The following is a 13,264-nucleotide window of genomic DNA, read 5'->3' on the forward strand; positions in this document are numbered from 1 at the left end:
CGGTATTGATGGGTGGACCCTCGGCGGAACGTGAGGTGTCTCTCAGCTCTGGGCGCGAATGCGCGGCCGCCCTAAGGGGAGAAGGCTTTGAAGTGGTCGAACTGGACGCGGGTCCGGACCTCTATGTGCGCCTTTTGGATATCAAGCCGGATGTGGTCTTCAACGCTCTGCATGGTCGCTGGGGCGAGGATGGCTGCGTGCAGGGTCTGCTGGAGTGGTTGCGTATTCCCTATACTCATTCCGGTGTGCTGGCATCGGCGTTGGCCATGGACAAGCAGCGCAGCAAAGCGGCGTTCCGTATCGCGGGTCTGCCAGTCGCCGAAAGTGTGATCGAGGCCAAATCCGAAGTTGCCGCGCGTCACATGATGGAACCGCCCTATGTGGTAAAGCCCAACAACGAGGGTTCCAGCGTCGGGATTTATCTGGTGCATGAAGGCGCCAACACTCCACCGAAACTGGCAGACGACATGCCCGAACTGGTAATGGTCGAACAATATGTGGCTGGCCGCGAGTTGACCGTCACAGTCATGGGCGACCGCGCTTTGACCGTGACAGAAATCATGACGGATGGCTGGTACGATTACGATGCCAAGTACAAGCCGGGTGGGTCGTGGCATGTGCTGCCTGCTGAAATCCCGCAGGACATTTTTGACCTTTGTATGGGCTTTGCCAAACAGGCGCATGATCTGTTGGGTTGCAAAGGCGTCAGCCGCACAGATTTTCGGTGGGATGACAGCAAGGGCGCAGAGGGCTTGTTCCTGCTGGAAACCAACACCCAGCCAGGAATGACGCCGACGTCACTGGCTCCGGAACAGGGCGCGCATTGCGGGATAACCTTCGGCCTGTTTTGCGCATGGATGGTGGAGGACGCATCATGCGACCGCTGACAGCCACCCGTGCGCCGGTTATCCACCGGTCAAAGCCACTTGCTGGTCCGGATGCCGATTTCGCTTCGGGGGACCGCAACAATGTAGAACCCAAGTTCCGCCTGCGGCGGCTTTGGGGGCGTAAGTCATCGGCGTTTGATCCGGCGCCGTCCCGCCTAAGCTATCGGTTGCAGCGCTGGATGTTGACGCCTGGTGTTCGCCGTGGCCTGAAATACGGGCTGCCGGTCTTCGCTGTGTGTGCTGCGCTTGGCGGGTATTTCAGCTCTCAGGACCGGCGCGAAGCGATTGTGGCTCATGTCCATGATGTGAAAATCTCGATCCAGCAGCGACCAGAATTCATGGTCAACCTGATGGCGATTGATGGGGCGGGAACCAACCTTTCGGAAGACATTCGTGAAGTGGTGCCGCTGGACTTCCCAATCAGTTCCTGGGACCTGGATGTCGAACAGATGCGCGAAACGATCACAGGGCTGGATCCGGTTAAATCCGCCTCTGTGCGCATCCGTCCCGGAGGTATCCTGCAGGTGGATGTTGTCGAACGGCAGCCCGCCATTGTCTGGCGTACCCGTCGAGGGGTCGAATTGCTGGATGAAACCGGCGCGCATGTTGAAATCATCGCATCGCGGCAGGATCACTCCAATCTGCCACTGATCGCGGGTGAGGGCGCGGATTCCTATGTACCCGAAGCGCTGCAACTGACGGCCACAGCCAGCAGTCTTGGCAATCGGGTGCGCGGTCTGGTGCGAATTGGCGAACGTCGCTGGGATCTGGTTCTGGATCGCGGTCAGCGCATCATGTTGCCGACGGAACGGCCAGTGCGCGCATTAGAACGCGTGTTGGCCGTGAACGAGGTTCAGGATCTTCTGGAACGCGATGTGGCCGTGGTGGATATGCGCCTGGGTCAGCGACCAACAATCCGAATGACCAAAGCCGCCAGCGAAGACTGGTGGAATACAAAAGTAGATGTGAGTAGCGGGCAGTAACGACAATGATGACCGATCTTTATCAGTCCCAACGGGCCATGCGGCAAATGCGCAGGCAGGCGATGCAACGCGGCGTTGTCGCTATTCTGGATGTCGGGAGCTCTAAGATTTCCTGCCTTGTGCTGCGGTTCGACGGCGCCGGACGTTTGCACGAGGACAGTGGCATCGGGTCTTTGGCCGGACAATCCGGGTTTCGGGTGATCGGTGCCGCGACCACGCGTTCCCGTGGTGTGCAATTTGGCGAAGTCACTGCGATGCAGGAGACCGAGCGCGCCATTCGAACCGCGCTTCAAGCCGCGCAGAAAATGGCAGATATCCGTGTCGACCATGTGATCGCCTGTTTCTCAGGGGCAAACCCGCGGTCCTATGGTTTGGATGCCCAGGTGGATCTGGAAGGTCAGCTGGTAACCGAGGCCGAAGTCGGCCGGGTTCTGAATGCCTGTGACGTGCCCGACTATGGTGTGGGTCGCGAAGTCCTACATGCTCAGCCGGTGAATTTTGCGCTGGATAACCGATCGGGCCTGATCGACCCAAGGGGTCAGATGGGGCAATCGCTGGCCGTCGATATGCACATGCTGACCGTGGACGCGGTTGCAATCCAGAATATCGTGCGCTGTATCAAGCGTTGCGATCTCGAATTGGCCGGTATCGCGAATTCGGCCTATGTCTCGGGTATTTCGGCGCTGGTTGAGGATGAACAGGAACTGGGTGCGGCCTGTATCGACATGGGCGGTGGCACCACCAGCGTGTCAATATTCATGAAGAAACACATGATCTATGCCGATTGCGTGCGCATGGGTGGGGATCATGTGACCAGTGACATCTCGATGGGGCTGGGCGTTCCGGCCTCTGTTGCCGAACGGATCAAGACATTCAATGGCGGCGTTCACGCGACCGGCGCGGATGACCGCGACCTGATCGACATTGGCGGTGATACCGGCGATTGGGAACATGACCGCCGTACTGTCAGCCGGGCAGAGTTGATAGGTATCATGCGTCCACGTGTCGAAGAAATCCTGGAGGAAGTGCGTGTACGGCTGGATGCGGCTGGCTTTGAGCACATGCCCAGTCAGCAGATCGTCCTGACCGGAGGCGGCAGCCAAATCATGGGGCTGGACGGGTTGGCCTCTCGTATTCTGGGGCAGCGTGTTCGCCTTGGTCGCCCGCTGCGGGTCCATGGGTTGCCGCAATCGGCCACAGGGCCGGGGTTCTCTTCGGTTGTGGGGCTAAGCCTGTTTGCAGCCAACCCACAGGATGAATGGTGGGATTTTGAAATCCCCGTAGACACCTATTCCGCACGCCCGTTCAAGCGCGCTGTGCGGTGGTTCCGTGACAACTGGTAAAGCCGCGATCGCGGCGCTGGTCATGGCTGTGCCGTCAGCGATAGAGGCTCAGACCCGTATCACACCCGAAGCCTTCCTGGGGGCCGTTCAAGGAAAGACCGTAAAGTTTCACGTCTATGACAGCGGTATACTGGTCGGCACCGAAGAGTTCCTGAGCCCGACTCTCTCGGTCTGGCGTATGGAGGGCAAGGGTTGTGTGTACGGGAAAATTACAACTCCTAATGGGCAGATTTGCTTTCTGTACGACGATGACGAGGATGGTCTGCCAGTTTGCTGGTGGCCGTTTTTGTATGAAGACCAGTTGATGGTGCGAATGGTCGGTTTCTCCAGGACAGAAATTCAAGAGGTCAGGGACATTTCTGAGAAAGGTCTTAACTGCCCAAGTGCCCCAATTAGCTAAAGAAATATCTTGCAGGGGCTGTCAAAATCCCGCAAGATATCCACAGGGCCCGTCAGAGGCCTTGCGAGAGGGCTTGAGCAGTTTTCCGCAGACAGAATGTGAATGAATTGCAAGTGACGCGCCCGTCAACAGTGGCGCGAGCGTCGCATGTTTTGTGGTGCTTTGAGATAATTCCGCAACATCTGGCAATCTCTGCCAAATACTGTTTCCAGGTGCCTTATTTCCTCCATATTTTGTGGATTTTCGCGATTTTTGGCGTGACGTTTGCCGTTTGGATCGGTAGGATTGTTAGTGGATAGGTAAGAAAAACACCGCGTTGGCGGGTTATATAAACAGGCGGACAGAAGCATGACATTGAATCTTTCGATGCCCGGGCACGACGAGCTGAAGCCTCGGATTACAGTTTTTGGCGTTGGCGGAGCGGGCGGTAACGCCGTCAACAACATGATTGAAAAACAGTTGGACGGTGTCGATTTTGTCGTTGCCAACACCGATGCCCAGGCGCTGCAGCAAAGCCAGTCTTCGTCACGAGTTCAACTGGGCGTGAAAGTCACCGAAGGTCTGGGTGCGGGCGCGCGTCCGACAGTGGGTGCGGCAGCTGCCGAAGAAAGCATCGAGCAGATTGTAGACCATCTGGCAGGCGCGCATATGTGCTTCATCACGGCCGGTATGGGCGGTGGCACCGGCACGGGTGCCGCACCGATCATCGCGCAGGCAGCGCGTGAATTGGGTGTTTTGACCGTCGGTGTTGTGACCAAGCCTTTCCAGTTCGAAGGCGCCAAGCGGATGCGTCAGGCCGAAGACGGTGTTGAAGCCTTGCAGCGCGTAGTCGACACGCTGATCATCATTCCAAACCAGAACCTGTTCCGTCTGGCCAACGAAAAGACCACGTTTACCGAGGCGTTTTCGATGGCGGATGACGTTCTGTATCAGGGTGTCAAAGGCGTGACCGACCTGATGGTGCGTCCGGGCCTGATCAACCTCGACTTCGCGGATGTTCGCGCCGTTATGGACGAGATGGGCAAGGCGATGATGGGCACGGGCGAAGCCACCGGCGAAGATCGCGCCGTACAGGCCGCCGAGAAGGCCATCGCGAACCCGCTGTTGGATGAAATCAGCCTCAAGGGCGCCAAGGGCGTTCTGATCAACATCACCGGCAGCCACGACCTGACCCTGTTCGAACTGGACGAAGCCGCAAACCGTATCCGTGAGGAAGTGGATCCTGAGGCGAATATCATCGTCGGCTCCACGCTGGACACCGCAATGGAAGGCGGCATGCGCGTTTCGGTTGTGGCAACAGGTATCGACGCCAGCGAAAAGCAGGATGATGTGCCTGTCGCGCGTCGTTCGATGTCGGCACCGCTGACCCGTTCGGTTTCTGCAGAGGAAGCGGCCCTGGAAGAAATGTCAGTGGCGGCAAGCGCCGAACCTGAACCTCAGCCCGAACCAACGCGTGAACCTTCGCTGTTTGAGGCAACTGAAGAGCCGATGGAACCGCAGTTCCAACCGCGCGCAGAACAGGATGATGACGGCCTGCCACCCCCGGCTTATCAGCCGCGCGTGGCCGAATTCGAGCCGACTCCCGAGCCGGTCGAATACGCCCCAGAAAGCTTTGTCGCACCTCAGCCGCAAGCACCCGCAGGATCGCCATCACCCGAAGCTCTGAGGCGCTTGCAGGCAGCCGTCCAGAATGTACCTCCGGCTGAAAGAGGTCATCCTGCGCCTCGGCCACAGGAGGTCTCCGATAATCATGGGGATGCCGACCGCCCGCGATTTGGTTTTAACCGCCTGATTGATCGCATGACCGGCCACGCAGCCGATACTCCGGCGCAGCAACCGGCCCGCCAGCAGCCGGTATTGCGCCAATCTGACGCTACGGCACCTGCACATGTCGAGGACGACCCGGAGCAGGATCGGATCGAAATACCGGCCTTCCTTCGCCGTCAAGCCAACTGATCGCGGTAACAATATACTAAAGAGGGGCTGCCATTTGGCGGCCCTTTCTTATTTTAAAACAGTGCATTATCCCTATGTGAGCAGGGTTTTGCCGACCTGTCACATTCATGTTTCATTCGGTTGCAAAGAGTGAGTTGAGCCTTTTGACCTGCTTCCTTAGTTGAATGCCAACACGGCCATCACAGGTCGGACGCCACTCACCGAGGTCACACTTGCAACATACGCTCAAATCTCCGATCACGTTTACAGGCCTCGGGCTGCACAGCGGTAAGCCTGCGACGATGATCCTGAAGCCGGCTGCTGCTGGCCACGGCATCTGGTTCAAACGGACGGATATCGAGCTGGGCAATGCGTTGATCCCTGCAATCTACGATGTGGTCGATCGTACCCCGCTTTGTACCCGACTGGTCAATGAAGCGGGCGTTACGGTTTCCACCGTCGAGCATATCATGGCAGCTTTGGCTGGATGCGGTGTCCACAATGCGCTGATCGAGATTGATGGCCCCGAGGTGCCGATCATGGACGGGTCTTCGATTGAATTCGTTCGTGGCATCATGTTGAAAGGCGTGCGTCGTCAGGCAAGCCCGGTCCTGGCCTATGAGGTTCTTAAACCTGTGACCGCAACCCGTGAGGGTGCCAGTGCTTCGATTGCGCCTGCGGACGGTTTGATTATCGATTTTCATATCGATTTTGAAGACAGCGCCATTGGTCGTCAGACTAAGACGCTGGATATGTGCAATGGCTCTTTTGCACGCGAGCTTAGTGATTGCCGGACATTCTGCCGTCGTACCGACGTCGAAGCAATGCGCGAGAACGGCTTGGCTCTTGGCGGCACGCTTGAAAATGCTGTGGTCGTTCAGGGCGACGAAGTTCTGACCCCGGGTGGCCTTCGCCACGCAGACGAGGCAGTGCGTCACAAGATGCTAGATGCTCTGGGTGATTTGTATTTGGCGGGTGGACCGATTCTGGGTCATTTCACCGGCGACAAGTCTGGTCATGCGATGACAAACACGCTGCTGCGCAAGCTGTTTGAAACGCCCGGTGCTGTGCGTCCGATCCTGTGTACCCCCGAACAGGCCGCGCGTCTGCCCGGACAGGGTCTGGTCTGGGACGAAATCCCCGAAGTCGCCTGATTGGTTCCACTCTGCTGACAAATCCGCCAAAGGGCCTACTAAGGCGTTTTGCACTGGAATTTTATGTGCTAGACCAAGGCCCAAACCGGGGTATTCCCATTAAGCAAGACGACAAGGATTGGCGGAATGATAGGCACCAAAGCGGCGGTCAGATTCGCAGGGGCGGTACTTCTGACAGCAGTTTTGACAGCGTGCAACAGCGGGGGCGCTGACCGCAATCAGAACCTAGAAGGGTTCACCCCCGAACAGATTTTCACGCGTGGGGAATTTGAGCTGTCGGAGAATCGTTCCGACGATGCGGCGTGGTACTTCTCCGAGGTTGAACGTCTTTACCCTTACTCTGACTGGGCAAAGCGCGCGCTGATCATGCAGGCGTTTTCGTACCATGCAGATGAGAATTACGAAGAAAGCCGTGCAGCAGCACAGCGCTATATAGATTTCTATCCAACCGACGAAGATGCGGCCTATGCCCAATATCTGTTGGCACTCAGCTATTACGACCAGATTGACGAGGTGGGCCGCGATCAGGGCCTGACGTTCCAGGCGCTTCAGTCATTGCGCACGGTGATCGAGGTCTATCCGGACAGCGAATATGCCACCTCCGCCGTGCTGAAATTCGATCTGGCCTTTGACCATCTGGCTGGCAAAGAAATGGAGATCGGACGTTATTATCTGCGTCAGGATCACTATACTGCCGCGATCAACCGGTTCCGCGTTGTGGTAGAGGATTTTCAGACAACTTCGCACACCGCCGAAGCGCTCTATCGCCTGATCGAGGCATATCTCTCGCTGGGTCTGGTGGATGAGGCGCAATCGGCCGGTGCAATTCTGGGTTACAACTACCAATCCTCGGAATGGTATGACGCTGGCTATAAGCTGCTGACCTCTCGCGGGCTGAAACTCAAAAGCCGCGGCAACAACTGGCTCAGCACGATTTATCGCCAGACCGTCAAAGGTCAGTGGTTGTAATCGTCATGGCAAAAGGCGTGGGACGCTGAGACCCGATGCTGCGCGCCCTTGATATCCGCGATATGCTGATCATCGACCGGTTGGAACTGACGTTCCAGCCGGGATTGAACGCGTTGACCGGCGAGACCGGCGCGGGCAAGTCGATCCTACTGGATTCGCTTGGGTTCGTTCTGGGCTGGCGCGGGCGGGCAGAGCTGGTGCGTCAGGGGGCCGCTCAGGGCGAAGTTGTGGCCGAGTTCGAGCTGCACGAAAAACACCCCGCACATGCGATTTTGGCCGAAGCCGGATTGCCCGGAGGCGAAGAGCTGATCCTGCGCCGCGTGAACACAGCCGAGGGCCGGAAAACCGCATGGGTCAATGACCGGCGTTGCTCGGGCGAGGTGCTGCGGGCCTTGTCGGAAACCCTGGTGGAACTGCATGGCCAGCACGATGATCGCGGCCTGCTGAACCCACGTGGCCACCGCGCGATGCTGGATGATTTTGCCGGGGCAGGGGGGCAACTGGCCACTGTGCGCTCTGCATGGTCCGAGATGTCGCGTGCGCGCAAGCTTTTGTCTGAGGTCGAATCTGCCTTGGCTGCCATGCGGGCAGAGGAAGAATTTCTGCGCCATGCGGTCACTGAGCTTGATAAGCTTGATCCGCAGCCCGGCGAGGATGCCGAACTGGATGCAAGGCGCCGCATGATGCAGGGGGCAGAGCGGATTCGCGATGACGTCGCCCGTGCCTATGACTTGCTTGGCAGTGATGGGGCCGAGGGCGCGATGTCTGATGCTCTGCGCTGGCTGGAAGGCGTGTCCGATAATGCAGGCGGGCAGTTGGAAGAGCCTGTTGCCGCACTGGGGCGTGCACTTGTCGAATTGGGCGAGGCGCAAGATGGCGTTAATGCCAGTCTTCAGGCGCTGGACTTCAATCCAGCTGAATTGGAGGCAGTCGAGGAACGGCTTTTCGCCATTCGTGCGTTGGCCCGCAAGCATGACGTTGCCCCGGACGACTTGGGCGGGTTCGCGGAGACCTTGCGTGAGCGGCTGAACCGTTTGGATGCTGGTGACGCTGATCTGGCCGACAGGCGCGTTGCGGTTGAGACTGCGCAGGCAGTTTATCACAAGGCTGCGGAGGCACTCAGCAGCCTGCGCCAACGGGCAGCGGGTGAACTTGACACCGCTGTGATGGCCGAGCTTGCACCGCTGAAAATGGAACGCGCTGTGTTCCAGACCGAGATCACCCCGTCCGATCCCGGCCCCGAAGGTGCGGATGCTGTGGCGTTCACCGTTGCCACCAACCCCGGTGCACCGTCTGGACCGTTAAACAAAATCGCCTCGGGCGGTGAACTGAGCCGCTTCTTGCTGGCGCTCAAGGTCTGTCTGACCGGCGATGACAGCGTGCGCACGATGATCTTTGATGAGATCGACAGGGGTGTTGGCGGCGCGACTGCGGACGCCGTCGGCAGGCGTCTGGCATCGCTGGCACAGGGCGGGCAGGTATTGGTCGTGACGCATTCCCCGCAGGTCGCCGCACGTGCCGCCTATCACTGGCGTGTTCAGAAACATGTGACCGATGGGCAAACTCTGTCGACCGTGGTGCCTTTGGCCCAGGCCGACCGGGTGGACGAGATCGCCAGGATGGTCGCCGGAGACACGATCACGGACGAAGCGCGCGCCGCTGCCCGTGCTCTTCTGGACGCATAGGCCCTCACAGACGCGCGATCCGGCTTTTAACCGTGCCCTCCGTGGCTTAGTAAGGGGTGTATTCTGATCCCCCGAGGGCAAATGACCCAGTCAACCCGCACCGTTCTGCGCAACCAGCTCAATCAGGCTCTGGCCGCGATGAAGGACGCGTGGCGGGTGATGCGCAGGCGCGGGCCCAGCCAAATTCAGTTCTGGTTCATCGCGCTGGCGATTGGGATTGCCGCAGGCTTTATGGCATTGGGATTTCGTAAGGCAATTCAGGCATTGCAGGCCTATGTCTACGACACCGGGGATATCTCGTTACTGCACAGCCATGTGGAAAAGCTACCCTGGTTCCTGATCCTGATCACACCGATCATCGGCGGTCTTATCGTTGGCATCATCCTGCACCGGTATACCGATGACGGGCGCGTGCGTTCAGTTGCCGACGTAATCGAAGGCGCTGCCCTTACCGATGGTCGGGTCGAAGGCAAGGCGGGTATCGCGTCTTTTTTCTCCTCGCTGATTACGCTCAGCACAGGTGGGTCCACGGGTCGAGAAGGGCCGGTTGTGCATATGGCAGGCGTGATCTCGACCTGGGTCAGCAATCGTATCCATGCCGACGGAATTACCGGGCGTGATTTGCTGGGATGTGCGGTGGCGGCGGCAGTTTCGGCCAGTTTCAACTCACCCATTGCCGGTGCTTTGTTCGCACTTGAGGTGGTGTTGCGCCATTTCGCGGTGCATGCTTTTGCGCCCATCGTTATCGCTTCGGTCGCCGGGACGGTGATTAACCGGCTGGAATACGGCGACGTGACCGAATTCACTCTGGATACGCCCGGATCCCTGCAATTCTATGTCGAGCTGCCCGCGTTTCTGATCCTTGGGTTGATCTGCGGGTTGGTGGCCTTGCTTCTGATGCGGTCGATCTTCTTTGCAGAAGATATTGGCAATCACATTCAAAGCCGGCTGTCCTTGCCCGGATGGCTGCGTCCTGCTGTATCAGGCGCAATGTTGGGACTGATCGCGATCTGGTTTCCCCACATCATCGGCGTTGGATACGAAACCACGATCCGGGCTCTGGCCGGAGATTTGGTTCTGACAACCGCCATCCTGTTCGCAATCATCAAAACTGTGGCTGTTGCGATCACGATGGGGGGACGTATGGGTGGCGGTGTGTTTTCACCCTCGCTGATGATAGGTGCGTTAACCGGGTTGGCATTCGGGTTGATTGCAACGGGTTTGCTGCCCGATGTATCGGGGACCCATACCCTTTATGCATTTGCCGGGATGGGCGCGGTTGCCGCTGCCGTGCTTGGTGCCCCGATTTCGACCACGATGATTGTCTTTGAACTGACCGGAGATTGGCAGATCGGTCTGGCGGTGATGGTGTCGGTTTCAATGTCCACGGCGCTGGCTTCGCGCCTCGTGGATCGATCCTTCTTCCTGACACAACTGGAACGGCGCAATGTGCATCTGGCCGCGGGGCCACAGGCCTATCTTCTGGCAATGTTGCGCGCAGGCGCAGTGATGCGACCGCTTGGCGATGCACGTTCAATCACCCGGGAAGAAGCACAGGTTTTGATTGATCAAGGTCTTTTTGTTCAAGCAAGCGCTACGCTTGAGGCGGCGATGCCGTTCTTCGACCGAGACGAAATCCTCTGCATACCGGTGGTTGTGAGCGGTGATGACGGAGCTGAGACCCCAGTCGGTACGCTCTACCATATTGATGCGCTAAAGGCCTATAACCGCGCGTTGGCAGCCACGGCTGCAGAAGAACATTCATAACAGGGGCCCCTGCAACATTGGTCCTTGTCAATCTTGTTCCTTGAAACAGGCGAGGCATTAACGCGATACGATCTTTGGATCTGCACTTGCCGGGCGTGGCCAGTCGAAATCCAGAGGCTCATGTGTTCGATCTGACAAGCTGTGCAGAACTGAGCTTTCTAGCTGAAAAACATTAGGCCTTGGAGCGCTGGTGAAGGACTAACTTTACCTCACTGACGCTCTGGAATTTGTGGAACGACGCGCAACTTTGAGCCGTCGACAGCTTCCCAGGATATTTTCGAGCCAGCGGGTCATGCAATATTGGCCGTAACATCGAGAAATTCTGATCTATTGCGGACTTTTGTCGGTATCTGGTCAAAGAACGGCAGTGTGGCACAGCCCAATTCCGCGGCGGCTGCGCCAATGTCTGATTTTGGAAGTTAGATTCAATTTCCGCAGAATCCGGTTTGCACACTCTTTGTCTGTCATCGCGCTCTGAGGGCAACAATCCGAGCGAGTGATGAACTTTGCGCCAACACCGCTCCTTACGATCTGTTGGCATTCGCCGCTGGAAGGAGGCCATCCGGGCGCAACAGCAGCAGCAAGATGACTGAGGCCAGAACCATTGCATCCCGGTATGGGGCCAGACTGTCTGGCAGGAAAGCCTGTAGCAGAACTTCCAGCCCGCCGACGATGAACCCACCAAGGACAGCGCCGCCTAAGCTGCCCAAACCTCCAAGTACGGTCGCAATGAAGGCCTTCAGAACGGGGAAAAATCCCATCAGTGGATCCACTGACCCGCGTTGTGCCGTCCAGATGACAGCGGCAATACCCGCAAGTAGCCCTGACAGGGCAAAAGCCACAGCAACGACCCGGTTGGCCTTGATACCCAGCAGTTTGAGCATCTCGATATCTTCGGCAGCGGCGCGCATGGCCATGCCAATGGTTGTGCGCCGCAACACGAATGTCAGGCCTGCAAGGGCTGAAAATGTTACGATGATTGATACGGTCGGGATAATGCCAAATGTCGTCTGGCCGATATGATAAGTGCCAGACCATGACGCTGGAAAAGAGATCGGGACGGGTCTGGCGGAAATTCCGTTCTGGAACAGAACTTTGAGGATCTCGGACACCGCGAAAGATGTGATCAAAAGTGCAACGACATCCGCGCCGCGCATGGCGCGAAACGCTGTACACTCCATTGCCATGGCCATGAACACAGAAGCGCCAAGCCCGACAACAAGAGCGGCGATCGGCGGCAGGCCAAAGCTCATGGCCAGAAAGATGCCATAGCCCCCAAAAGTCATGATTTCGCCATGCGCGAAATTGATCAACCGCACAATAGAGAACACAATCGCCAGCCCCAGGGCCAGCATCGCATAAATTCCCCCAAGGCTAAGCGCGTTGATCATTTGTTGAAGAAGAACTTCCATCGCTCAAGCCGCCAGATATGCGGATTGCAAGACCGCGTCATTTGCTAGTTCCGATGGTGCACCGGCAGCGGCAACAGCGCCATTCGCCAGCACCACGGCATGATCGGCAATGTCCAGGGCAAGAGCCGCGTTTTGCTCGACCAGAAGCACTGAAATACCGTCGGCTTTCAATTCTTCTACGATGTCGAAAATCTGATCCACGACCTGCGGCGCAAGACCAAGCGACGGTTCGTCCAGCAACAGCAAGCGCGGTCCGCTCATCAAGGCACGTCCCACCGCCAGCATCTGTTGTTCGCCCCCCGACAAAAGCCCCGCCATCTGACGGCGGCGTTCGCCCAGGATCGGGAAACGCTCTTTCATCTCGGCCAAACGTTTGGCGCTGAGCTTCTCGTCGCCCAGAATTGATCCGGCCAGCAAAAGATTTTCTTCGACCGTCAGCTGCGCAAACACGCGGCGTCCTTCCGGTGAGATGGCCACACCCGCCCGCACAATGGCGTCGGGTTTGGCCCCTGTCATATCCTTGCCAAAAAGGGAAACAGCGCCCGATACCACGGGCAAAGCACCTGCGATGGCCATGACCGTCGTTGTCTTGCCTGCGCCATTGGCCCCTAAAAGCGCCGTTATGCCGCCTTTGGGGACGATCAGGTCAATGCCCTGAACCGCGCGGATTGGGCCATAGCGGACGTGCAAGCCTTGGATATCGAGTGCTGTTTCCATTGGGTTCAGACC

At 57.9% G+C, this 13,264-nt stretch carries 11 protein-coding genes; 9 read left to right on the forward strand and 2 right to left on the reverse strand.

All coding sequences use genetic code 11. The annotated features are described in order from the left end of the window. Window positions 1-8: 8 nt before the first annotated feature. The 9 genes from AC2FIM_RS09055 to AC2FIM_RS09095 all read left to right on the forward strand — a co-directional run bounded on the left by AC2FIM_RS09055 (window position 9) and on the right by AC2FIM_RS09095 (window position 11,123). A complete protein-coding gene (locus AC2FIM_RS09055; protein ID WP_271950281.1) occupies window positions 9-887 on the forward strand; it encodes a D-alanine--D-alanine ligase in 879 nt (292 codons plus the stop codon). Then, on the forward strand, window positions 875-1,870 hold the full coding sequence (locus tag AC2FIM_RS09060) for a cell division protein FtsQ/DivIB (RefSeq protein WP_142635027.1): 996 nt from the start codon (window positions 875-877) through the stop codon (window positions 1,868-1,870). Before AC2FIM_RS09055 ends, AC2FIM_RS09060 begins: the two co-directional genes overlap by 13 nt. A gap of 8 nt (window positions 1,871-1,878) precedes the next feature. Continuing rightward, window positions 1,879-3,213 carry a cell division protein FtsA gene (gene ftsA / locus AC2FIM_RS09065; RefSeq protein WP_142635187.1) on the forward strand — a complete coding sequence of 445 codons (1,335 nt, stop codon included), beginning with the start codon at window positions 1,879-1,881 and terminating at the stop codon, window positions 3,211-3,213. Continuing rightward, window positions 3,200-3,613 carry a hypothetical protein gene (locus AC2FIM_RS09070; protein ID WP_496677587.1) on the forward strand — a complete coding sequence of 138 codons (414 nt, stop codon included), beginning with the start codon at window positions 3,200-3,202 and terminating at the stop codon, window positions 3,611-3,613. The genes ftsA and AC2FIM_RS09070 overlap by 14 nt, the downstream gene beginning before the upstream one ends. A gap of 348 nt (window positions 3,614-3,961) precedes the next feature. Further along, the gene (gene ftsZ, locus AC2FIM_RS09075) at window positions 3,962-5,569 is read left to right on the forward strand and encodes a cell division protein FtsZ (protein ID WP_496677586.1); all 1,608 of its coding nucleotides are present in this window, start codon (window positions 3,962-3,964) and stop codon (window positions 5,567-5,569) included. Between the two features lie 212 nt (window positions 5,570-5,781). Further along, a complete protein-coding gene (lpxC, locus tag AC2FIM_RS09080) occupies window positions 5,782-6,702 on the forward strand; it encodes a UDP-3-O-acyl-N-acetylglucosamine deacetylase (RefSeq protein WP_185956629.1) in 921 nt (306 codons plus the stop codon). 126 nt (window positions 6,703-6,828) lie between these two features. Next, window positions 6,829-7,671, forward strand: a complete 843-nt coding sequence (locus AC2FIM_RS09085; RefSeq protein ID WP_142635022.1) for an outer membrane protein assembly factor BamD — start codon at window positions 6,829-6,831, stop codon at window positions 7,669-7,671. 35 nt (window positions 7,672-7,706) lie between these two features. Beyond that, a complete protein-coding gene (recN, locus tag AC2FIM_RS09090) occupies window positions 7,707-9,356 on the forward strand; it encodes a DNA repair protein RecN (protein WP_496708092.1) in 1,650 nt (549 codons plus the stop codon). 81 nt (window positions 9,357-9,437) lie between these two features. Next, window positions 9,438-11,123: a chloride channel protein gene (locus tag AC2FIM_RS09095; protein WP_281972772.1), complete on the forward strand. Its 1,686-nt coding sequence runs from the start codon at window positions 9,438-9,440 to the stop codon at window positions 11,121-11,123. A gap of 524 nt (window positions 11,124-11,647) precedes the next feature. Here AC2FIM_RS09095 and AC2FIM_RS09100 read toward each other — a convergent pair. Continuing rightward, the gene (locus AC2FIM_RS09100; protein ID WP_496708091.1) at window positions 11,648-12,535 is read right to left on the reverse strand and encodes a branched-chain amino acid ABC transporter permease; all 888 of its coding nucleotides are present in this window, start codon (window positions 12,533-12,535) and stop codon (window positions 11,648-11,650) included. 3 nt (window positions 12,536-12,538) lie between these two features. Beyond that, complete coding sequence (locus tag AC2FIM_RS09105) at window positions 12,539-13,252, reverse strand: ABC transporter ATP-binding protein (RefSeq protein WP_142635014.1); 714 nt, start codon at window positions 13,250-13,252, stop codon at window positions 12,539-12,541. Window positions 13,253-13,264 lie beyond the last annotated feature (12 nt).

Source organism: Ruegeria sp. CDSC052 (genome assembly GCF_059610685.1).